Raw genomic sequence first — 22,822 nt, forward strand, 5'->3', positions numbered from 1 at the left:
TTGTTGATGCAATAATGTATGCAATAAAACCTATCATAGCGTCATGAACTATAAGGAAAATAGGCATGGAATACATTGAAGCTTTTTTCGCCCTAATCGGGGATCTAACGTGGGGCTGGGCGCTCGTGCCTATGCTAATTATCTTTGGTTTATTGTTTACCATCGTAGGTAGGTTCGCTCAGTTTAGATATTTTAAACGTATGTTCCGTGTGTTCAAAACGGATGAAGTAGGAGACGACGGAATTTCTGCCCGTCAGGCGTTGCTCGTTTCTATCGGTGGACGTGTAGGCGGCGGTAACATTGCTGGTGTTGCGGTTGCAATCTCTTTAGGGGGGCCGGGAGCGGTATTCTGGATGTGGGTTGTGGCCTTAATTGGCATGATGACCAGCATTGTCGAATGTAGCTTAGCCCAGCTTTACAAGCGTAGAGACAATGATGGTAACTTTCGCGGTGGCCCTGCGACCTATATTTTACATGGGTTAGGTAAAGACTATCGCTGGCTTGCTGTTATTTATGCGATCTCGCTACTACTGTCTTTTTCTATCGGGTTTGTGGCGTTCCAAGGCAACACGGTAGCAGGCTCAGCGCTTGAAAGCTTTGGGATTGATCGCTGGATAACGGGTGTAGTACTGGTAATTGCGGGTGGATTTATTGTCTTTGGCGGTATTCAGCGCATTGCCAAAGTAGCCGACGTTGTCATTCCGGTTATGGCATTAATCTATATCAGTATGGCACTTATTATTATTGCGTTTAACTTTACAGAATTGCCTGCACTGATGGTAATGATTGTTAAAAATGCTTTTGGCATTGAGTCTGTCGTGGGCGGTGGTATTGGTGTGGCGATTGAGCAAGGCATGAAGCGTGGTTTATTCTCTAATGAGGCAGGTTTGGGTTCTGCGCCTAATATTGCCGCCACCGCTTACGCCACTCATCCTGTTAGTCAAGGTATCTCGCAGTCACTGTCTGTGTTTATTGATACGATAATCGTATGTAGTGCCACCGCATTTATGATTTTACTGAGCGGCGTGTATCAACCAGGTGCTGAAGTCGATGGTATTGTACTGGCACAGCAAGCGCTCACGACCCAGCTTGGGGATTGGGCACAGTATATCCTGACCATATCGATATTGCTATTTGCCCTAAGCTCTATCATGTATAACTATTATATGGGTGAAAATGCCATTAATTTCTTGGTCAAAAAGAATATCAAAATGGCGACTCTGGTTTTGCGAGTTGTTGTGATTGCGGTATTATTCTTGGGCGCAGTGGCTCCTGCAGCAACCGCAGTGTTCTTCTTCGCTGATCCGTTGATGGGCGTGCTAGCGCTAGCAAACTTATTGGCCTTGATAATGTTGTTTCCGCGAGCTAAGCGTCTACTTGACGACTTTGCAAGTCAGTTAAAATCAGGGGTTAAAGAGCCGCTATTTGATGCGCAAGAGTATGAAAAACTGGATCTCGATTTGAGCGCATGGGGTAAAAAAGCAGTGAAAGAAGCGTTAGATCAAAAACAGTAGTACCTGTAGGCTTTATTTCTCATGAAAGAAAAAACCACTTTAACTGAGTTGAAGTGGTTTTTTTATGCAAGATATTATTTATGCCTAAAATGAATGGTTATTCGCCAATACGCCAACGACAGACAGTATCTCTCCTGCTTCATCTTCTTCAATAATTCGAGTCTCTGTCAGTGCTGATTGTTGCCACGCCTGTATGTGCGGATGATTTAGCATAGTTTGGCAATACTGCTTGGTCAGTGGCTGCAAAGTAATATTAGATGCATCAGCATAAGTCTGTAATCGCAGCACCACTGGAGCAAAAAACACATCGGCTGTTGTGAAATCTCCGAATAAGAAACTGTCTGCTGAGCAACCTTTTAAACAATCGGCAAAGATGTTTTCGATACGAGCGATATCCGCTAAGCAAGCGCTACTTGGCTGTATCTTAGCCGTTGCTCGTATATTCATCGGCATCTCGTTACGAATGCCTGTCAATCCCGAATGCATCTCAGCCACGATGCTTTGGCAATAGGCGCTATTTATTCTACTTTGATTATTATCTTGTTTTTCAGCGTTAGATTTATCAGTGCCTGTCCAAATATCAATATCCGTAAAGTACTCATTAACATGCATAGCAATCGCTAAGGTGTCCCAAACGGTTACTTTATTATTTTTTTCCCCATAGACTAAAATAGGCACTTTACCCGTTGGCGAATGCGCTTCGAGCGTTGGACGTGCTGATGGATGAAACAACTCAACAAGCTGCTCATCAAAATCAATATTGAATGCTTTGAGCAACAGCCACGCTCGTAGCGACCACGATGAGTAGTTTTTATTACCAATAATTAATAGCGGTTTTTGCATCATAGAGTCCTATTAAGCGATAACAGTAGCATTTTAGGTGGTGTGTCAAAAAGTATGCTGATTAAAATTTGAACAATTTTTGAAGCCTTGAAAGCCTTATAGAATCAGAGAACTTAGCATAGATTTCGTATTGACTTTTATCGCCAGCATACTTTTTAGAACACCACCGCATTTTATTATGTACTCAATATTGAGTATTGACCAGTCTATAACCCAAGCCATATTTCCATCATGTAAATCATATCTCAAAAAAAACGCCCATCCAATGTTTGGAAGGGCGCTTATTTAGACGGGCACTTATTGAGAAGGGCTATTTTTATTTCTTACATTCGCTATCATCAGTTCTTGTTTTTGATTAGAAGAATAACGGGCAATGCAACGACATACATCAGAACACCGTACAAAGCAGCAGGCAATGCTATAACTGGCAGTGTGCTCACACCCATGATGATAGGGGCTAAGGTAATAGCCGTCGTGCTATTTTGGATACTGGTTTCTATCGAGATGGTTTTGGTATCAAACCAACTGAGCTTTAGGACTCTAGAGATCAAAATGCTAATAGCAAATAAAATAGCAATGATAAAGATAAGTTCTAAACCAATTTGAGTGAACTGTGATTGTAGTAGTTGCCAGTTGGAGGCAATAGCAGCAAAGACGATTAGTACAAAAAACACGCTGGCCAAGCCGTTTAGAAGACTGCTACGACGTACCATAAAGTCAGTAAATTTGTGGCGAGCAAGCATACCAAGAGATACGGGCAATGTGGTCAATAAGAACATGACTAGGCCAATCTTTATCGCGCTAATAGAGTTTGCCTGATCTTTCATAAAATGATCAAAAGCCAGGGTGATTAAGATAGGCAATGTAATTACCGATAGTATGCTGACCACACCGGTCAACGTGATAGAGAGAGCGATATTTCCTTTGGCATAGTAGGTTAGCATGTTGCTAGTGACGCCGCCGGGACAAAAACTAATCAGCATAATCCCAAAAGCAATGGCTGGTGGCGGAGCCGTCACTAACACGACTGCTAGCGCAACCAACGGTACCAGCACAACTTGATTGATTAAGCCAACAAAGAACGCTTTTGGATATTTAGCAATGACCTTGAAATCACTAAGTTTTAGTCCTGCTCCGAGGGTGAACATAATGTAGGCAAGGGCTAGTGGCAGTAATGCTAGCGCGGTATTATTCATCAAACATTCCTTGTAAAACTAAAATGCCATATCAAGATGGCTTTTTGAAAGTAAATAGCAGCGGGGCAACCTTGTCATCAGGCAGCTGCTCACAATCCATGTGTTTAGGTATTTAATCGTCTAGCTAATGAGGTGTCTTAACCACTAAGCTAGATCAAGCCTATCAAATGATAATAGCGGTATTACGCTCGTATAGTAACCCACTTGTCGTGACTATTGAGGTTGGTCGAGGTTGTTGGAAGCTATCGGGAGGTGATTAGGCAGTGACTAGGTAGTGATTGAGTTGTTTGTGGCTAATGACACTTTGAGCATAATGATACGCACAGTAAAAAGCCCACAAGATTCTGTGGGCTAAATACGCTAACTTTCTAGTCTACTTATGCTGCACTAGTCGTCTAGTAAATCCATTTGCTTGGCTGCTTCATAGATACCGTTTGAGCGGTTACCCGTGCGGCAAAAAATCAGCATTGGCTGCTCAGCTTGATTAAAGAAATCTGCAAACGTTTCGACGTGAGTTTGATTTAGCTCATTACCTGCAAAAGAAATCTCTTTATAAGCAAGACCAGCTTCTTTGGCTGCTGCTTCGATTTCGGCACTGGTTGGCTGATTTGGCTCTTCACCATCAGGACGGTTATTGATAATGGTTTTGAAACCATTTTCGGCAATCATAGGCACTTGGTCAGGCGTGATTTGTCCGGTAAAGCTAACTTCATGGCTCATAAGAGCTCCTTTTTTTATTGGTGTTGTTGGGTTTATAAAACGTGTGAGTTCGAGCGACGGTTGTTGTTATAACAGACCTTGCATCAACGCGCTTTGATACAGTAGCTTGGCGCGTGCCCCAGTACCGCAAAACATTAATATAGGCTTGGGCATTGAGTGATAAAAATCGGCAAACTGCTCAACCGTCAGCATACTTAGACGCTCATCATCAAATGGCAGATGCTGATACGCTAGGTTTGCCTGTTCGGTAGCAGTCGCCAAATCACAGCTATTAGGCTGTGTCTCAATCTCGGCATCTGGGCGAATATTAAGCACTGAGCGATAACCAAGTTCAGCAATTTTAACGCACTGGCTTGGGTATATTTGCTTATAAATCGTTAAATCATCGGTCATAAAATAGGTTCAGTTATATTTGTTAAAGTATATTTATTATTGAGGGTTGGGCCAAGAATATCAAAGGACTATAAACCAGCATTTTTTAGGCTAATTTCTAGGTTAATTGATTCCCTATTTAGTACGTCTAGCATAACACAGGCGCTATCATAGCGATATTGTGTTGTAGGCGACAATAGTAATTGAGGTTGAGTGAAAGCTAGTGTTATGGCTGTCGCAGCGATTTTGTTGTGGTCAAACTATAGATTACTTTAACGCATCGACAGCATCTAAAGTACTCAGATAGACCTGCCCTGATAGCTCACTAATCAATGGGGTGTGACCGATGATGTCCATCACAGGGCCTTTGATAAAGCTAAAATGTAAGCGCTTATTCTGTAACGCCAACTCATGATTTAAGGTACAAAGCATTTCTTGAGCGGTCAAATCTATGTGATTGACAGCGGCCATAATCAATATGATTTCATTGGCATCGGGATATTGCTGCATGGCATTGAGGATGCGTCGATGTACAGATTCACTATTACCAAAGAACAGACTCTCATCGATACGCAACATCAATAAATTGCTAAAAGTTACGACGTCATGGCGATTGATATTACGAAAATGTCCTGTACCGCCCAATTGCCCAACGACAGCCACGTGTGGCTTACTCGACTGCCAGATGAGACTGGCGAATGACACCATGAGACCAATGACCAGCCCCGTGTTTAGTCCAAATATCAGCACACCGACGAACGCGGCCAAAAAGCTAGCACCATCTAAGCGATCGCGCTGCCATGCAGATTTCAACGTTGCAATATCTATCAGGCCAATGATGGAGGCCATGATGGTTGCGCCCAGTAGTGCATAGGGTAGTGGGGCAAGTGCATTGCTAAAGGCTATGAGCGCGGCAATCATCACCAGTACGGTGACGAGACTGGCAAGTGGTGTCTTCGCGCCTGAGTCGGCATTGATAGCTGTACGCGAAAAACCTCCTGCAACCGCAAAACTTTGGAACAGTCCACCAGACAGATTGGCCAGTCCAAGTCCAGTCAGCTCGCGATTGGCATCAAAGCTCTCGCCACGCAAGCGAGCATAAGTACTGGCAACTGAACTGCTCGATACAAATACGATTAGTGCCATCAACCCTGCTGTCGGCAATAGCTTCAGCGCCTCTTGTAGGTCTGAGATATGCGGTAACGTAAAGCTCGGCAGCCCTTGTGGAATACTACCGATAGTCGCGACACCATGTGTGCTCCAATGCAGTGCCATACTGAGTACGATAGCGACACCAAGTAAAATAAGCGGAAATAAGCGCTCTGCCCATTTGGCATAAGATGATGATAGCCACGTCTGCCATATCCACTCACTTGCATAGCGATTGGCAACCAATAGCGCAAATGCGGTAATACCGATAGCTAAGGTCAATGGATGCAGCTGGCTGGCATAGCGTTGCATGGTAGTCAAATACCCAATCAAACTATTGCCAGTGACTGGAATATCTGTCAGATATTTGAGCTGACTGACAAATATAAGTACCGCTGCACCGCTGACAAATCCTGCAGACACCCCGCGACTGATAAACTGCATGATCCAGCCAAGTTTTAACCTGCCTGCTATCCACAGCAGTGCACCTACCATCAGTGCCAATAGGCTGGCCATCAGTGCGTACTGTTCAGTGCCTTGTTCAGCATAAGGCAGTAGACCACTGGCGGTCATGATAGCGGTAATGGCAACAGGTCCTACGGCTTGCACGTTGCTAGAGCCGAGCCACGCATAAACGAGGACAGGTACGATCGCTGCATATAGGCCATAGACAGGCGGCAGTCCTGCAAGCACGGCGTAACCGAGGCTCTGCGGTATGACCAACACGCCCACCACTATGCCTGCGACGAGATCGGTCGGCAACGCTGAGAGCTGGTATTGACGCAGCCAAGCTGGAATCAGACGAGCGACGATAGAGGACATATCAATCACCACAGTAGATAGTACAAATAATTAGGCGAGGGCGGCGTTATTCTGCTTTAGCACAAAAACGTTGATACAGTAGATCGAGTACAGCTAGCGCATCCTCGCTTGCGATACTATAGTAAATTTGCTTACCTTCGCGGCGTGTGGCGACCAGCTCGTCTTTACGCAATATACCCAACTGCTGCGATAAGCTCGGCTGTCCAACTCCAACCAAATCCTCAAGCTCACCGACGCAATATTCACCTTGGGTCAATTGGCAGAGAAGAAGTAGGCGATCGGGGTGCGATAGCGACTTTAATAGTTGGCTGGCTTGTAGCGATGCTTGCTGCATTTGCTTGGCAAGATCGGCAGGTACTAAATCTGCAGTATCAGATGACCCATCGTCAGTAGTACTGCGAGTAGGTGTACCTTCGGCTGAAATAGAAGTAGTCAGAACAAATTCCTTACATTAGAGGGTAACAAATGCCATGATTTTTTGAGCAATATATAGTTGATTATCAATGATATCACGCCACATAGCAAGTTATCATTAATTACATTATATAAATTGATAAATTGTATGTTGGTTGTTATATTGGTGGCATCATATAAGTCGTAGGAACGCATTATATACGACTGAATATCATACTTAAGGGTTAATTAAAGATAAAAATCCCTATGACCAAAATATGTATAAATAACTTATGTATAAATAATCAAAGAGGCCACCATGCAAGTTCATTCTTTTTTAGATAGCGATACAGAAACCTATACCCACGTACTTGCTGATACTGAACAAAAGTTATGCGCCGTTGTCGATCCTGTATTGAACTTCGATGCTAAATCAGGCCGAACCAATACCAGTAGTGTCGATGAAGTGATTGAGTTTGTACGTGAGCAGGATTGGACGCTCAAGTATATTATCGAGACCCATGCGCATGCAGATCATTTGTCAGCGGCCATCCATGTAAAAGAAAGCCTTGGCGGACAATTAGTCATCGGTCAGCATATCACCGAAGTACAAAAAATCTTTAAGCAAATTTTCAACTTTGATACCAGTTTTCGCACTGATGCCAGCCAGTTTGATATTTTGACAGACGAAGGCGAGACCTTAGAGCTTGGTAACATTACTATCACTGCGATGTATGTACCCGGTCATACGCGTGCTGATATGGCCTATCTAGCCGCTGATAATGAGAAAACAGTGGTATTCGTTGGGGATACGTTGTTTGCGCCTGATGTCGGTACAGCACGCTGCGATTTCCCTGGTGGCGATGCCAAAACGCTTTATCAGTCTATTCAGAAGCTGCTAGCACTTCCTGAAGATACCGTCATGTATCTGTGTCATGATTATCCGAGCAAAGGTCGTCAGCATTGCCCAACGACAACAGTAGCCGCACAAAAACTAGAAAATATCCATGTCAAAGACAGTATAAACGAAGCGGAGTTTGTGCAGATGCGTGAGCGCCGTGATGCGACTTTAGATATGCCCCGCCTTATCATCCCTGCTGTACAAATCAATATCGATGCAGGAAATTTCCCCGAGCCAGAAGATAATGGTACGCGCTATCTAAAAGTTCCGATCAATGTCCTCGGTGGATAAGTTAAACAGTTTAATAACTGAAAATCATTACCCGATGCAGCTCTACGTAAGTATCGTATGATTGATATCTATAAGAATGCTAACCTGTAGACTGTCCATTTTTAGATGCTATGTATGACCACCTGCAAGCGCTAAGTGCGGCAATAACTGGAGAGAGCAATGAACCCTTACGAGCGCTATGTGTTGCCAAAGATGATAGATATTGCCTGTAGTACAGGTAATGTGATGAAAGCGCGCTCTAAAATTGTTCCGCAAGCGCTCGGTAAGGTGTTGGAGATTGGCATTGGCAGCGGTTTGAATTTGCAGTTTTATGATGCTAATAAAGTCTCTTCTATTATCGGTGTGGATCCAGTGGCTCAAATGCAGTCGCTGGCTCGTGAGCGTGCAGCTAACATTGGCATTCCGGTTGAAGTGATAGCTGTCGATGTACAAGGTATCCATGCTGATACAGATCGGTTTGATACGATTGTAATGACTTTTACCTTGTGCAGTATTGATGACCCAGTAGCGGCGCTTCGAGAAATGGCACGTGTGTTAAAACCTAGCGGTCGATTATTATTTTGTGAGCATGGCGTAGCGCCAGATTCCTCTGTTGAGCGTTGGCAGCATCGATTGACGCCTTTTTGGAAGCCTATAGCAGGTGGGTGTCATTTAGATCGCGATATTCCGGCGCTTATCAGAGAAGGTGGATTTGCTATTGATGAATTGAGCGAAGCGTATTTGCCCGGCCCAAAACCAATGAGCTATGTGTATAGCGGTGTGGCACAGCAAATCGTATAAAGGATAAGCCCAATTAACTATGCTAAAATTATTCATGTAATCAATCAACGTAACTAGCTTTTATATAAAATGGTTCATGAACAGTATTTAAGACAATAAAATAATTAGAATAGGAATTAAATAATGAGTGAGCAAAGTTTTCATCTAGTATGCCCACATTGCCAAGCAACCAACCGTGTACCTGCTGCACGATTAAGCGCTGCGCCAAAATGCGGTAAATGTGGTCAGCCATTATTGACTGCCAGTCCGCATGAGCTAAATGCGCAAACAGCCAATAAGGTTATCCAAAAGAACGATGTGCTGACTATCGTGGATTTTTGGGCGAGCTGGTGTCAGCCTTGTATCATGATGGCGCCAGAGTTCAAGAGCGCTGCTAATCAATTACCGCAGGTGGTCTTCGCCAAGGTACAAACGGATAAATACGAGCAGGCAGCTGCTCCTTACAATATTCGCAGCTTACCAACGATGGTTGCTTTTAGAAATGGTAAAGAGGTCGCACGTCAATCAGGTGCGCTACCAAGTCATCAAATCATCCAGTGGGTGCAAAGCTTACAATCGTAGTATTAGTCAGGCTAGATTACTTTTTCTCCAAGCTATCTATCCAAGCGCTCATGTTTTCTTATAAAAAACCGTAGCTATTATAAAAAAGCCAATATGCGATCTGCATATTGGCTTTTTTGCTATGCCATGTACTATTTTACGGTGTCATACACTATCTTAGTCGTTCAGAGAGCCTTGCACTTGCTTAAGCTTATTCACCATAAATCTTGATGCCATTGGCAAAACTGCAACGCTGAATGCGTGCTGACTGGACAATTGCATCACGCTCACCGTAGAGACGCGATAATTTTGCATCGCGTGCTTTGGTATTGTTGCTCTTGCCTAGACCAAAGCTGATATTTGGCGAGATACCCCAGCGTCCAGCAGAGACGCCAACACCGACGCCTGATGCCGATAAGGTAGATTGCTCATTGCGTGTCGCTTCGACATAGCGGTTGACGCGATTGTACTCTTGGCCAAGTGCTTGGCAGTCGTAATTTTGATAAGTGTTTGGTGGCACATATTGCGGGGTGATGTTACCAGTAGAGGCACAGCCTGAGAGCGCAAAAATGCCAGCTAGTAGTGTCGCTGTTGTAAACGTTTTCATAATGGCTCCAGTAGGCTAAGTGATTGTATTTATATCTATTTAAGATAGCAAAAATAGCGCAATTAAGATATTCAAAATCCATCGATGATGAAAAATTTTCGCATCATGTCATCAAAATATCGACAGCTTTCTAAAACGTTTGCTTATTAAAACAGAAAGTCGCTTATTAAAACAAAAAATCGCTTATTAAAATAAGTTTGCTGGTTTGGCAAAGGCAAGTATCACGATCCCGATATAGGCAACGGCAGCGATAAGAATGCCTGTTTTTCTTTGTACAGGTGTCGCATCAGCTTTAAACGCTTTAATACTTGAGCTAATAGCCGCGATAAGTAAGATGATTTTGGCAAACACCCACTGTACAGGAGCATTGGCACCCATCAATTGCATTAGCATCATCGCACCTGACAGGATAAGCAGGGCATAGATAATATGCGTGGCTATTTTGACCACACGTGGTGCGCGGCGGTCTGCGCTGAGTACTAAGTAGCTTTGATATAAAAATAGCGCAACAGTCAGCGCTGCCATCAGCATATGTAGGTGTTTCATTGAATATTGCTCCCTCTAAAACTGCAGTATATAGGCTAATCTAAAATATGTAGTTGCGATTCAAACATAGTCGGCTATTTGTTTTGACCAGCACATAATGGACTCGCAGGGCTTTGACCTTGCCATTCTGTCGGAGTATAGGCATGGATAGCGAGGGCATGTACTTGGCCGCCTTGTGAAGTAAGTAAAGGCGTAACTAAGCCGTATATCAGCTGATGACGCCCGACCAGTCGTTTGCCTTCAAATGCATCGCTAACGATAGTGAGCTTAAAGTGGCTTTCTTTACCTTCAAAGTAACCAGCATGAGACATCGACTCATTGATCAGTTCGATATGCTGCGGCGCAAGCGCCTGTAGTTCGGCATGAAGTGCGTCGGCAGTAGGTGTGATACTCATAACAATCCTTCAATATATTTTGTGCAATTTGATTGGACAATCTTCAAATAATATTTATCGGCATTATAACAGACACGGTAAGCGGGATAGCGTGCGATTGCCAAATCGAACAATTGCAAACCCTGCCGATTACAGTGCTTATCAACTACAGTGCTTATCAACTACAATGCTTGTCAATTATAAAACCTGCAGTGTCCTAGCTATAACTAAAAAAGCAAAGCACAACGCTTTGGCTGTACTTTGCTTCTATGATATCTAAATGCGCACTGCTAAAACCTAAAAGTCGCTAATTAGCTACTTATTAGCGACGCGACTGTTGATATAGAGGCGTAACTTTTGGCATCAATGACTGTAACTCTGCGATACGGCTGCTGCTCGTTGGGTGAGTGCTAAGGAATTGTGGTGGCTCACCCTGGCTTGCTTTTTGCATTTTTTGCCAAAGCGTAACAGCCGCCTGAGGGTTATAACCTGCACGTGCCATCAGCTCAAGACCGATCTGATCGGCTTCGCTTTCTTGAGTGCGACTGTGGGGTAGGCTTAAGCCTAAATTACCCGCAGTACCAGCTAACTCAGCCTGTCCTTGTGATAGACCAAATATACTGGCAGCCAGACCGATACCAGTTTGGGTTGCATACTCGCGTGATAGACGCTCACGTGAATGCTCACGCAATGCATGAGAGATTTCATGACCCATAATGGCAGCAATCTCATCATCAGTGAGGTTCAGACGATCGATGATGCCTGAATAAAACATAATCTTACCACCCGGCACCACAAATGCATTTAAATCGTTAGACTTGATGGTGTGTACTTCCCATTGCCATTTGGCTGCATCTGCGCGGTAGACATCAACTTGACCAACCAAACGGTTGGCAATATTTTTTAAGCGGTTTAGCTGAGCAGTATTGGTATCTAGCACACCTTTTGATTTTGCGTCTTGTATTGTTTTGGCATAGCTTTGGGCAGACAGTGCCAATACTTGCTCACTAGACACTAATAGCAATTGCTGACGATCAACACCAACCGCGCCAGTACTGGTAGTGCTGGTACAACCAGTTAAGGTCAGTGCTGACAACGAAGCGGCCATCACTGTCGTGGTTAATAATTTCTTCATAAAATATCCTCTCTATAAAATGGAAAAACCTACAAACGAACAAAGGGTAAAGCAGTGTCGTAGATTGTAAAGGGGGCTTTATTGACCTCTTATTAGGGTTTACTCATCTACTCTAATGGTAAAATTCTACCTGAACTGCAATCAGACATAAGTATAATAATGTTAACCACCTAAAACCAAGATAGGAAAAGTAACAATAAAGCGTATGATTGTAAGTGCGATATCTTTTTATTAGAGTAAAAATAGTGAGTTTTTACTTTATCGATTGTCTTATGATCAATATAAAGCTGAAGGAAGTAGAGCCTAGGCTTAAAGTTCTATAATTAACGTGAGATATTTTTAATTCAATTAAAATTAATTCCTGTTTTTAAATCAATTGCTTATGTTTGTTTATCCGATAAAAAAGGCATTTAGCTAAAAATATTAGAAATAAATTCTAAAAAAGGTGTTGACACCCACAGAATATTTGCTAAAATAGCCAGCCTATCGAGACGGAGTAGTTGTTAACAACGCTACGGATTGATACTAAGCGGGAATAGCTCAGTGGTAGAGCATAACCTTGCCAAGGTTGGGGTCGAGAGTTCGAATCTCTTTTCCCGCTCCAAATATGGCTTGAAAAAGCGCAAAAAGCCTCACTTCACAGTGAGGCTTTTTTTTATGTGTGAAATCTGTGCTAAATCAGCTAATAGCGAAAACATAGAAAGCAAAAACTAAAGCTAACTATAAGCAAGACAGAGTCTAGCCATAATAAATACTGAAGAATTGACGCATAACTTAAATATTTGAGAAAATTAAACCTATAGCAACATAAGGGCATCCAATGCCACCAAAACCCATCACATTAATCAGTGCCAAGCTCGCCTTTATCATCTCCGCCATCGTCATCGGTATCATGGGCATCACCATGATCGGCTTTGGCTGGGTGCCTCATCTGTCTCTTATATTGGCTATCTGTGTGCTACTGGCTATCGGTATGTACAAAGGTCTCAGCTTTGATGACATGCAAGCGCAAATGGCCTCAGGTGTCATGCGCGGTATTAGTGCCATCTATTTGTTCTTCTTTATTGGACTGATGGTTGCGGCTTTGATGATGTCTGGTGCGATTCCTACACTCATGTATGTAGGCTTTCAGCTCATATCACCTGAGTACTATTATATTTCTGCCTTTATCTTGACCTCTATTATTGGTATTGCCTTGGGCAGTAGTTTGACGACTGCAGCGACTTTGGGCGTGGCCTTTATTGGTATGAGTAATGCCTTTGATGCCAATGTGGCGATAGCGGCAGGGGCAGTAGTATCAGGTGCGTTCTTCGGTGATAAGATGTCGCCCTTGTCTGATACTTGTACGATTGCGTCTTCAGTAGTCGGTATCGATCTGTTTGAGCATATTCGCAATATGATGTATACGACAGTCCCTGCATGGATATTGACGGTGATCTTGTTTTGGATGTTCTCAGGACAGACGACCAGTGCTGATCTGAGTCAAGTGACTATATTGCAAGGTCAGCTGATAGACAGTGGTTTGGTACATGGGTATTCGGTACTGCCGTTTGTGGTATTAGTCGGATTGGCACTGTTTCGGGTCAATGCGATTTATACGATTATCTGTACCATTGCCGCGGCACTGATCATTACTTATATCCATAGTTCACCAAGCTTTGGCCAATTAGGTGGTTATTTGTTTGCAGGCTATGCCCCTGCTGAATCATTAGAGTTAGGTGAGGTAGGCGGTATGCTGTCGCGTGGCGGTGTACAGAGTATGTTCTTTACTCAGGCGATTGTGATACTGGCATTAAGCTTAGGTGGTCTATTGACGGCACTGGGGATTCTGCCTGCACTGCTATCTGGTATTAAGGACACATTGACGACTTCAGGACGAGCGATATTTGCGGCAGCGATGTCGGCACTAAGCATTAACGTGCTAATCGGTGAGCAGTATTTGAGTATTCTATTATCAGGTACGGCATTTCGTTCGACGTTTGAGCGCTTACATCTACATCCGAAGAATCTGTCGCGGACGATTGAGGATGCGGGAACGGTGATTAATCCATTAGTGCCTTGGAGTGTCTGCGGGGTGTTTATCAGTCAGGCGTTAGGGGTACCGGTATTGGATTATCTACCTTATGCGTTCTTCTGTTATTTGTCATTGCTATTGACGCTGCTATTCGGGTTTACGGGGCTGACGATTAGTCGGGTTAAAGAGGGGAAGGTGACCCAAAATCAATAGCAATTGATATCGTTAGAGATAATAAGAGTGTTGATTAATATTGATCCCAGTACGGATTATCACCGAATTGCTCGGCAATAAAATCAATCAAGTAACGACAACGCTGCGACAAAAAACGATTCTTTGGATAAACAGCATAAGCGGTTAGGGTTGGCAATTGATAGTGTTGGAAGACAGGTACTAGCTCGCCCAGCGCCAGTTGTTTATAAGCAATAAAAGTCGGCACAAAGGTAATCCCATGCCCTTTGACTGCCAAATCCACTAAGAACTCACCATTGGTGGCTTTGATTTTGGCATCTATCGTACGATGATGACTTCTGCCTTCAGTATCCACCAAGTTTATACTATTGGTTTGACCGAGACTGTATTGCAACAGCGCATGGTTGTCTAAATCGTCTAGCGTCTCAGGCGTGCCCATTCTTGCCAAATAATCGGGACTGGCGCAAATCACACAACGAATCAATGCCAACTTTTTTGCTTGATAGCTAGAATCTTGTAGCTCTCCGATTCGAATGGCCAACTCATAGCCTTCTTCAATCAAATCGATACGTCGGTCAGAAAAATCCAGATCGAATCTCAGATTGGGATGTTTATTGGCGTATTTATCAATCACATCGTTCAGATGCATGAGTCCAAAGGACAACGGCGCTGTCATTTTTAGCGTACCTTCAATACGCATAGGAGCGTCAGTAGCATGCTCATTGACAGCGTCAACCGCACGCAAGATATTATTCACTTGCTGATAATATTGCTCACCAGCTTGCGTCAATTTAGATTGGCGGGTAGTACGGCTAATTAATTGACTGCCTAAACGCTCTTCCAATTCTTTAAGTCGGCGACTGACGGCTGATTTTGCAATATTTAACTGCTCAGCAGCCTTGGTAATACTACCTGCCTCAACAATGCGTACAAACATCGCCATGTCTTCTAATTTACCCATTATCGATGCCTCATGATTGTTCTTACACCAAGAACTTATATTTGTGATTATTGCTGTTTATCCCATGCTAGTCAACGCCTATAATCGCGCTATTCTCTACTTAGAGACATGATTAAACACACTTTTGGAGTATCATTATGGACAAATTACAGCAATTTAGCGCACCGCTCGGTCGTCTATTATTATCAATCATTTTCATCTTTACAGGCATTGGTAAAATCACAGATTATGCGACTACTCAAGGCTATATGGAGTCAGTAGGTGTGCCTGGTATGTTACTACCATTGGTAATCGCGTTTGAGGTACTAGGTGGTATCGCTATCTTGCTAGGTTATAAAGCTCGCCCAATCGCTTTTTTGTTCGCCGGGTTTAGCATCGTGTCAGCTATTATTTTTCATCAATTCTGGACTGACGAATCACAGATGATCTCATTTATGAAAAATATTTCGATCGCCGGTGGGTTTTTGATGATTTTTGCTCATGGTGCGGGTGCTTACTCAATAGACAATAAGTGATAAACAATCAGTAGCTGAGTTACCTCTTATACGCTTACAAAGAACAATCATGAATGGGTACTTTCAAATAAAGAGCGTCATGAACATTTTCACAGAAAATCTCAACAGCAGACAGTTTTTTATATAAACATAACTTAAAGTAATTTATATAAAGTTAGCTGTGCTAATATATGTAAAAAATCTATATTACGTTAAAACCGCTCTGATTGTTCTATAAAAAAGAATAGTTAATTGCATTTAGTGTTGTTTATCTATGTAGAATTAATAATTATAATAAGCCCATTGTTTAAATAGATTAATCGATAAGAAGTATATAGAGGATTAATCTATTGATAGCTAAGGATGAATTATGAAAACAATCTATCATGCAGCAGACTCACGTGGCGATGCCAATCATGGCTGGCTTAAAAGCAGGCATACCTTTAGCTTTGCCAATTATCATAATCCTGAGCGCATGGGCTTTGGTGCCTTACGCGTTATTAATGATGATTTCGTCATTGGCGGTCAAGGGTTTGGTAATCACTCGCACCGTAACATGGAAATTATTAGTATTCCTCTATCCGGCAAGCTCGCTCATGGCGATAGTATCGGCAACGAGGGCATCATAGAAACTGGTGAAATTCAAGTGATGTCAGCGGGTACAGGCATTACCCATAGTGAAATGAACGGTGACGATGCAAAGGCTGTGAGGTTTCTGCAAATTTGGGTGATACCAAACAAAATGAATGTCGCACCGCGTTATCAGCAAGTGCATATGGGCGATATCATGCGACCTAACGAGTTTAGCCAAGTGCTATCACCTAATGCTGATGATGCAGGGGTTTGGATTCATCAAGATGCTTGGTTTAGCATGGGTGGTTTTGACGAAGGTGTATCGCAAACTTACCAGTTAAATAATCCTAGCAACGGTGTCTACGTATTTGTCCTCAGCGGCAAAGTCGTGATAAATGGCCAAATCCTGTCTACTCGTGACGGCCTTTGCATTTGGGATATTCAGAGCTTTATGATGGACACAACAGTAGCTAGCCGTGTGCTAGTGATGGAAGTACCGCTATTTATGTAGTCAAAAACAAAGCTCTTTATCAATTAGAATGTTCATACCAACAATCACTCATATTAAAAATTATTTTTATTAACAACTATTTTACTAACAACATGGAGAAACACTATGTCAGATTTAACAACATTACAGCAGCTAGCAGAGAAACGTCGTTCTATCTATGCACTAAGCAACCAACTGCCAGTAGCTAACGACGAAATCGTAAAAATAGTTGAGCATGCTATTTTGCACACGCCATCGTCGTTTAACTCGCAATCGACACGTATCGTTGTATTGTTTGGTGATGATCATCGTAAGTTGTGGGATATGACCGAAGATACATTACGCGAAATCGTTGGTGACGAAGAGAAGTTCAAATCGACCAAAGAGCGTGTCAATGGTTTCCGTAACGGTGCTGGTACTGTATTGTTTTTTGAAGATCAAGCAGTCGTCAGAGGCATGCAAGAAGCAGCGCCACTATATGCTGACAACTTCCCAATCTGGGCAAGTCAAACCAGCGCCATCCATCAGTATGTTATCTGGACGGCACTAGCCAGTATCGATGTTGGCGCAAACTTACAGCACTACAATCCAGTAATCGATCAAAAAGTAGCTAGCGCTTGGGATATCGACAAAGACTGGACGCTAAATGCACAATTGGTATTTGGAACGATTGAGCAGCCAGCAGGCGAAAAAGCATTTAAGCCAGTCGAAGAGCGTATGAAAGTGTTTGGTGCTTAAGGTAAGCTAGTTTATACAGTCCTAAAAGCTTACGTAAACAAAGCGCCACTCAGTAATTGCTGAGTGGCGCTTTTTTATTGGTGACATTCTTTTGTTGAGGGTGAGAATTGTAGAGGTTGTTGAGTAGCCTAAAGCTAAGCTACGTTCTTACAGAGATTACGCAGAGATTGACAACTATTTGTGTTGCATCAAACTATTAGCCACCCATGCTGGACCGATTAATAAAAACTGTAGATCCTTAAAGAAAGAAGGTTTTTTGCCTTCGATTTTATGCCCAATGAATTGGCCAATCCATGCAACGATAAATACCGCTGCCCACGCTTTAAAGCCCCATGGCATCGATGCCATCACTGACAGACAAATAAGAATAAACATCCCCATGGCTAAAAACAGTGGCGTAGATAAGCGCATGTAGAATAATAATACCAATGCGCTTAGTACTAAGGTAAACCATACGGATAGCGACATGCCCATGCCTAACAGGCTGACAAAAATGGTTGGCACACATAGCCAATGGATTTTTTTATTGACCAGGTTTTGGTGACTGACAGAGTACTCACTAAGCCATTGCTCTAGCGTACGTTTAGACATTTTTGGTTGACGAGACATACTAACCTCCCTGTTAGTAAATAAGATAAGTAACTTATACTCGCTAATGGACTTGCTACTAAACTCAATGCGAAGATGATTGTTAACATCAGTTGTAGCACTAATTGCGCCTGTCTACCATGTTATCTGATAGACGGCACAGTCAGATACTGTTGTATTACTAGCACTATATCCGCAAGATTTTATTCAAAATTCCAAGGGGGTTTTTCTACAAGAGCCGCATTATCCTTGCTCGCTACGATGCCATTCATAGAGGCCAATAAAGGCGTTTACTTGATACACCATAGTTTGAATAGCAAAGATATAGTTGCCAGACATCAGATTCACAATGAGCCAGACAAAGTTGACGATAATCCACAACCACCAGTTAAATGAATAACGCAGAATCATAGCTGCCTGAGCAGTAATAGAAAGCACAAAGGCAATGACGTTAATCCAAAAGAAAGAGATAAATCCCAAAAACAGACTACTATCATCCTGTACGACCGCATAACCATAGCTTGCTAATAAGTCATTTACTGTAGGAAACAAGGCAAGACCAATAATAATAAATGCAGCGGTGATTAACCAAACAGCTTTACTTGCTGATTTGGGTATCATGTCGCCATCAGGGTCAGTATGCTTCGACCAATAAAAGATACCGTAAACATGGGTAAAAAAGTTAAATAGTGGAGCAAGCATCAAACCTACTGCGCCAGACGTTGCCTGTACGATGACTTCGCCTGCCGTTGCCCCCATACCAAAGCCATTGCCCATGACGTTTTTGCGGAATGATAGCGAGACTACGCAGACCAAACCAATGAACGAGACTGCTAAATAAAACCAATCAAGCGTGGTATGGTCTGTCGTGAGCCAAAAACCCGCAGATAAGGCAATGACACCGCAAATAAACCAAATGATAATCCATTGCATCGCCCATTTTCCGGTGATGTTGTCCAATAGCTGAATACGCATCGCTTTTCCCCTAAAGTAAATACTGATATCAATATAGTGCTAACTACCATGTGCTAGTTAAATAACGTGTGCTAGTTGAATAACATATGCTAGTGAATAAATTATTATAAATATGCTCAGTACAGTTTATGATTTTTTGCCATAGATATATTGATCAATCAATAATAATGCTTGCTGATAGCGAGCATCATAGTCGGGCTGATCGATCATATGCGGCGTAATATCGTGACGCGCAAAAATATCTATCAAACGCTGCTCAAAGCGTCCACGCGCTTCAGGCGTACCCAAAGATCGCATACCATCATCAACCCACGGCGTATTGTTATCTAACATGATGGTGTGGTCTACACGAAACTCATCGATACAAGCAGCCACAAAAGGATGCGTGCGACCCTCGTATTCTTCACAAAATGCTTGGGTAGTGACAAAGTCAGTATCAACGATGGTGATAGGGGCCGTTGCATTGGCTTTAGCTTCACGGATTGCCTCAGCATGGTCGAGACAAATAGGGCCATAATCACTGTACTGTAATCCAACCTCGCTACCACCCAAATCTGTACCGACATACAGACGCCCCATTTCTAGGGCAAAGCTGGCACCATAATAATTGGCAAGCTTATGTACCAGCGTTGTCTTGCCTGAGCTTTCACCGCCGACGATAGCGACAGTCTTGGTATAGTCGACGCGCGCTTGCGGATGAAGTGCTGACCAATGAGCAACTGGATTACGAGCGATGGCATAAGAGTCAAATTCCGGCTGTAGCGGCGTAGTAACGACTGGCAAAAGCAGCTGCTCTTGTATGTTATTGCGAGTGAGCGGATGGTTTTCCGCCATAAACAATACAGTCTCTGTTGATAGTGATAAGGCATCCATCAAACGTTGTAATTTGGCATTACTAGCAGCGACATCGATACTGACATCATCACTGGCACTATACAGATGTTCGTGTAGCGGTAGCTCGATCTCATGGGTAGTATGAATATGAATAAAGGGTAAATCGGCACAGGCCATCTGTAGCCAACGCGCTTTGTCTTGTAAGGTAATAGTAAAATCTGGATGCGGCGATGGATGCGCCATAATAACGATATGCAAGGTTTTGGCCAGTCCTGCTGCATCCAATATGCTGCGCATCTGCCCTAAGTGCAGGGGCTCAAAATGTCCAATCATCAATCCAGTGTCGTACATAGTTATCCTTATTATTTTAATCTCAGTGTTCCATGTCTATTTCAAAAACTACGACTAATACTGTTTGAGTTGAATGAGCCAAACTAGACATCTATCAAGATCCAAAGTAGACACCTATTAAGAATCGTAATACCAACCACGTTCTTTACTTCTACTATTCTTCGTAAAGGTGTTTTTAAATAACAGTTGAGCAGTGTTCTAACTTTCATCATAGAATATCTGAAATCTGAGTTGCTTATCAGCATGGTATAAAGGTTTTGGATGATTTGCAGGTGGGTTATTGTAAAAATAAGGTATATCGCACGTACAAGGAATCGCACGTTTTTTAATTGAGAATTTTTTAACTTAGCAAAGTTGGTTAGCTAAAAGATTATTCAGACTATCAAAAGTTTCACTCGATTTTAGCGTTGTAAAGCAAGCTTATCTCTTTGATTAAATTAAAAATAACAAGATACGTGAAGCGAGATTGCAAGGTTATAGCAACAAAGATGATTTTGAAACATTTTGAAATAACTATTTAAAATCAGGGGCTTGCATGGTGCTATGACAGATTAGGGTAAGCTTGAGTAGCATAAACTCACAAAGTACTGCTATACCTTCAACAGATAAATCCTGAATTATTGATATACTGATTCGTAAGTTAGCAAAGCAAGATAATGTTTTAGCTAAATATGTAAGACAATCAAAAATATAGAATAAAAAAATAAACAAGAATAGAAAAAAGAGAGGTATTTGATTTGGCTAAGTTAGCAAAATTACATCGCTCACCAAACAATCGCATGATAGCAGGTGTGATGGGTGGCATTGCAGAATATGCTGGTTGGTCGCCAACATGGGTGAGAGTATTATTCGTAATCATCTCATCGTTAAGCGCAGCAGTACCAGGCATTTTAATTTATATCATCTTATGGATAATTATGCCAAAAGCAAACAGTCAGTCTTATCAATAATAGAAGTCTGATAATTGTTTTCAAAATTAGCTTTTTTAAAATTAGGTTTTTTGAACCAGTTAAAGAGTCAAGTTTAAGTTATACGTAGTTGCTAAAAACAGTAGACCTCCAAAAATAAAAAGCCTGATCAATCAGGATGCCCAAGATACAATTTTCCTCCTGCCCGAATGCTAGCGCATTTGGGTATTTTTTTTATTTATTGTATTAGTGCGACTTCTATGATGATTTGCTTGCAAATACGCTATACAACTGAGGTTTTGTGCCCACTATGCAAATTTAGTTGATGTAAATATGGATAAAATAGTCAATTTTTAGTAAGGTGAGCAGGCAGATAGAGTCGTTGCCGAATAGGTCGCGCGTGCGCTATCAGAGATTTATTTAATAATACTCATTTCACAGTGGCTTTACTATGAAAACCGAAACTATGACATCCCAAGCGATAACCCCGATGACACAAGATAAAGACTCTCAACCGATGACTTTTCAAGATTTAATCTTAACTTTGCAAAATTATTGGGCCGATAAAGGCTGCGTTGTATTGCAGCCTTACGACATGGAAGTCGGTGCAGGTACTTTTCATACCGCGACGTTTTTGCGCTCATTAGGTCCTGAGCGCTGGAATGCGGCCTATGTTCAGCCATCACGTCGTCCCACTGACGGGCGCTACGGTGATAACCCGAACCGTTTGCAGCATTATTATCAGTTCCAAGTCGTGCTAAAGCCAAATCCACCGAACATCCAAGAGCTGTATTTGGACTCACTACGAGCCATTGGTATTGATCCATTGGTGCATGATGTGCGTTTTGTAGAGGACAACTGGGAATCACCAACGCTTGGTGCGTGGGGACTTGGTTGGGAGATTTGGCTAAACGGTATGGAAGTCACGCAGTTCACGTACTTCCAGCAAGTCGGCGGTATCGAGTGCTTCCCAGTCACTGGCGAAATCACTTACGGACTTGAGCGCTTGGCCATGTATGTACAGGGCGTTGATAGCGTTTATGATTTGGTCTGGGCAGACGGTGAGTTTGGCCGTGTCACGTATGGCGATGTCTTTCATCAAAACGAAGTCGAGCAGTCTACCTATAACTTTGAGCACGCTGATGTGCCAATGATGGGTGAGATGTTTGATTTTTATGAGCAACAAGCCGACAAATTGGTCGATGCAGGATTGCCATTGCCAGCGTATGAGATGGTATTAAAAGCATCTCATGCGTTTAACTTGCTTGATGCACGTGGCGCTATTTCAGTGACTGAACGTCAGCGTTTTATCCTACGTGTGCGTACGCTTGCTCGTAAGGTTGCCTTTGGTTATGTCGAAGCTCGTGCCAAATTGGGCTTCCCGTTGGCTGATGAAGAACATCGCCAAGCCGCGCTTGATAAGTATCTGCCAAAAGAAGACGTGTCAAAAGACAGCTTAGCAGCAGACGGCATAACAAAAGAAACTACTGACACTAACCAATCTACTAACGATAAATAGGA

At 42.7% G+C, this 22,822-nt stretch carries 24 protein-coding genes and 1 tRNA gene; 11 read left to right on the forward strand and 14 right to left on the reverse strand.

The features are described 5' to 3' along the window. Positions 1-65: 65 nt before the first annotated feature. Entirely contained in the window at positions 66-1,514 is a 1,449-nt protein-coding gene (locus tag CXF61_RS03235; RefSeq protein ID WP_165597125.1) for an alanine/glycine:cation symporter family protein, read from the forward strand. 84 nt (positions 1,515-1,598) lie between these two features. Here the strand turns inward: CXF61_RS03235 and CXF61_RS03240 are convergent, their stop codons facing one another. The 6 genes from CXF61_RS03240 to CXF61_RS03265 all read right to left on the reverse strand — a co-directional run bounded on the left by CXF61_RS03240 (position 1,599) and on the right by CXF61_RS03265 (position 6,950). Then, positions 1,599-2,360 carry a glutathione S-transferase family protein gene (locus CXF61_RS03240; protein ID WP_227526579.1) on the reverse strand — a complete coding sequence of 254 codons (762 nt, stop codon included), beginning with the start codon at positions 2,358-2,360 and terminating at the stop codon, positions 1,599-1,601. A 335-nt stretch (positions 2,361-2,695) separates the two neighbouring features. After that, on the reverse strand, positions 2,696-3,553 hold the full coding sequence (locus CXF61_RS03245) for a bile acid:sodium symporter family protein (protein ID WP_165597127.1): 858 nt from the start codon (positions 3,551-3,553) through the stop codon (positions 2,696-2,698). Positions 3,554-3,940: 387 nt separating this feature from the next. Further along, a complete protein-coding gene (locus CXF61_RS03250) occupies positions 3,941-4,273 on the reverse strand; it encodes a protein tyrosine phosphatase family protein (protein WP_057761521.1) in 333 nt (110 codons plus the stop codon). A 66-nt stretch (positions 4,274-4,339) separates the two neighbouring features. Further along, on the reverse strand, positions 4,340-4,666 hold the full coding sequence (locus tag CXF61_RS03255; protein WP_057761519.1) for a protein tyrosine phosphatase family protein: 327 nt from the start codon (positions 4,664-4,666) through the stop codon (positions 4,340-4,342). 246 nt (positions 4,667-4,912) lie between these two features. Beyond that, positions 4,913-6,616, reverse strand: a complete 1,704-nt coding sequence (locus CXF61_RS03260; RefSeq protein ID WP_165597128.1) for a SulP family inorganic anion transporter — start codon at positions 6,614-6,616, stop codon at positions 4,913-4,915. Between the two features lie 46 nt (positions 6,617-6,662). Further along, on the reverse strand, positions 6,663-6,950 hold the full coding sequence (locus tag CXF61_RS03265) for an ArsR/SmtB family transcription factor (protein WP_057761516.1): 288 nt from the start codon (positions 6,948-6,950) through the stop codon (positions 6,663-6,665). Positions 6,951-7,328: 378 nt separating this feature from the next. On the opposite strand from CXF61_RS03265, the gene CXF61_RS03270 reads away from it, so the two are divergent. The 3 genes from CXF61_RS03270 to trxC all read left to right on the forward strand — a co-directional run bounded on the left by CXF61_RS03270 (position 7,329) and on the right by trxC (position 9,542). Next, a complete protein-coding gene (locus tag CXF61_RS03270; protein ID WP_165597129.1) occupies positions 7,329-8,201 on the forward strand; it encodes an MBL fold metallo-hydrolase in 873 nt (290 codons plus the stop codon). Positions 8,202-8,360: 159 nt separating this feature from the next. Further along, the gene (locus tag CXF61_RS03275; RefSeq protein WP_165597130.1) at positions 8,361-8,981 is read left to right on the forward strand and encodes a class I SAM-dependent methyltransferase; all 621 of its coding nucleotides are present in this window, start codon (positions 8,361-8,363) and stop codon (positions 8,979-8,981) included. Positions 8,982-9,104: 123 nt separating this feature from the next. Then, positions 9,105-9,542: a thioredoxin TrxC gene (gene trxC, locus CXF61_RS03280; RefSeq protein ID WP_165597131.1), complete on the forward strand. Its 438-nt coding sequence runs from the start codon at positions 9,105-9,107 to the stop codon at positions 9,540-9,542. Positions 9,543-9,732: 190 nt separating this feature from the next. Here the strand turns inward: trxC and CXF61_RS03285 are convergent, their stop codons facing one another. The 4 genes from CXF61_RS03285 to CXF61_RS03300 all read right to left on the reverse strand — a co-directional run bounded on the left by CXF61_RS03285 (position 9,733) and on the right by CXF61_RS03300 (position 12,183). Further along, positions 9,733-10,128, reverse strand: coding sequence for a hypothetical protein (locus tag CXF61_RS03285; RefSeq protein WP_165597132.1), 396 nt, complete (start codon positions 10,126-10,128; stop codon positions 9,733-9,735). Positions 10,129-10,314: 186 nt separating this feature from the next. Continuing rightward, positions 10,315-10,674, reverse strand: coding sequence for a SirB2 family protein (locus CXF61_RS03290; protein WP_165597133.1), 360 nt, complete (start codon positions 10,672-10,674; stop codon positions 10,315-10,317). A gap of 74 nt (positions 10,675-10,748) precedes the next feature. Further along, positions 10,749-11,069 carry a BolA family protein gene (locus CXF61_RS03295; RefSeq protein ID WP_165597134.1) on the reverse strand — a complete coding sequence of 107 codons (321 nt, stop codon included), beginning with the start codon at positions 11,067-11,069 and terminating at the stop codon, positions 10,749-10,751. Between the two features lie 301 nt (positions 11,070-11,370). Further along, positions 11,371-12,183 carry a M48 family metallopeptidase gene (locus tag CXF61_RS03300; RefSeq protein WP_165597135.1) on the reverse strand — a complete coding sequence of 271 codons (813 nt, stop codon included), beginning with the start codon at positions 12,181-12,183 and terminating at the stop codon, positions 11,371-11,373. A 529-nt stretch (positions 12,184-12,712) separates the two neighbouring features. Between CXF61_RS03300 and CXF61_RS03305 the strand changes: the two genes are divergently transcribed. Together CXF61_RS03305 and CXF61_RS03310 are read left to right on the forward strand one after the other, a co-directional pair. After that, positions 12,713-12,787: transfer RNA gene (locus CXF61_RS03305), tRNA-Gly, on the forward strand. A 216-nt stretch (positions 12,788-13,003) separates the two neighbouring features. Continuing rightward, a complete protein-coding gene (locus tag CXF61_RS03310; RefSeq protein WP_165597136.1) occupies positions 13,004-14,410 on the forward strand; it encodes a Na+/H+ antiporter NhaC family protein in 1,407 nt (468 codons plus the stop codon). A 34-nt stretch (positions 14,411-14,444) separates the two neighbouring features. Here CXF61_RS03310 and CXF61_RS03315 read toward each other — a convergent pair whose 3' ends face one another. After that, a complete protein-coding gene (locus CXF61_RS03315; protein WP_165597137.1) occupies positions 14,445-15,350 on the reverse strand; it encodes a LysR family transcriptional regulator in 906 nt (301 codons plus the stop codon). Between the two features lie 137 nt (positions 15,351-15,487). Between CXF61_RS03315 and CXF61_RS03320 the strand changes: the two genes are divergently transcribed. The 3 genes from CXF61_RS03320 (at position 15,488) to CXF61_RS03330 (ending at position 17,645) form a co-directional block, all read left to right on the forward strand. Then, positions 15,488-15,865, forward strand: a complete 378-nt coding sequence (locus CXF61_RS03320; protein WP_165597138.1) for a DoxX family protein — start codon at positions 15,488-15,490, stop codon at positions 15,863-15,865. A gap of 349 nt (positions 15,866-16,214) precedes the next feature. Next, on the forward strand, positions 16,215-16,928 hold the full coding sequence (locus tag CXF61_RS03325; protein ID WP_165597139.1) for a pirin family protein: 714 nt from the start codon (positions 16,215-16,217) through the stop codon (positions 16,926-16,928). Positions 16,929-17,033: 105 nt separating this feature from the next. Continuing rightward, positions 17,034-17,645 carry a nitroreductase family protein gene (locus CXF61_RS03330; protein WP_165597140.1) on the forward strand — a complete coding sequence of 204 codons (612 nt, stop codon included), beginning with the start codon at positions 17,034-17,036 and terminating at the stop codon, positions 17,643-17,645. Between the two features lie 174 nt (positions 17,646-17,819). Here the strand turns inward: CXF61_RS03330 and CXF61_RS03335 are convergent, their stop codons facing one another. The 3 genes from CXF61_RS03335 to nadR all read right to left on the reverse strand — a co-directional run bounded on the left by CXF61_RS03335 (position 17,820) and on the right by nadR (position 20,393). Further along, positions 17,820-18,254 (reverse strand): Mpo1 family 2-hydroxy fatty acid dioxygenase, encoded by a 435-nt coding sequence (locus CXF61_RS03335; protein ID WP_165597141.1) that lies wholly within the window; start codon positions 18,252-18,254, stop codon positions 17,820-17,822. 222 nt (positions 18,255-18,476) lie between these two features. After that, entirely contained in the window at positions 18,477-19,208 is a 732-nt protein-coding gene (gene pnuC / locus CXF61_RS03340) for a nicotinamide riboside transporter PnuC (protein WP_101205749.1), read from the reverse strand. Between the two features lie 126 nt (positions 19,209-19,334). Beyond that, the gene (gene nadR / locus CXF61_RS03345) at positions 19,335-20,393 is read right to left on the reverse strand and encodes a multifunctional transcriptional regulator/nicotinamide-nucleotide adenylyltransferase/ribosylnicotinamide kinase NadR (protein WP_165597142.1); all 1,059 of its coding nucleotides are present in this window, start codon (positions 20,391-20,393) and stop codon (positions 19,335-19,337) included. A 737-nt stretch (positions 20,394-21,130) separates the two neighbouring features. On the opposite strand from nadR, the gene CXF61_RS03350 reads away from it, so the two are divergent. Both CXF61_RS03350 and glyQ read left to right on the forward strand, forming a co-directional pair. Continuing rightward, positions 21,131-21,343 (forward strand): PspC domain-containing protein, encoded by a 213-nt coding sequence (locus CXF61_RS03350; RefSeq protein WP_057761485.1) that lies wholly within the window; start codon positions 21,131-21,133, stop codon positions 21,341-21,343. Between the two features lie 475 nt (positions 21,344-21,818). Then, positions 21,819-22,820, forward strand: a complete 1,002-nt coding sequence (glyQ, locus tag CXF61_RS03355; protein WP_160022458.1) for a glycine--tRNA ligase subunit alpha — start codon at positions 21,819-21,821, stop codon at positions 22,818-22,820. The last annotated feature ends 2 nt before the right edge of the window (positions 22,821-22,822 follow it).

Source organism: Psychrobacter sp. 4Dc (genome assembly GCF_002836715.1).
Taxonomy (GTDB): Bacteria; Pseudomonadota; Gammaproteobacteria; order Pseudomonadales; family Moraxellaceae; genus Psychrobacter.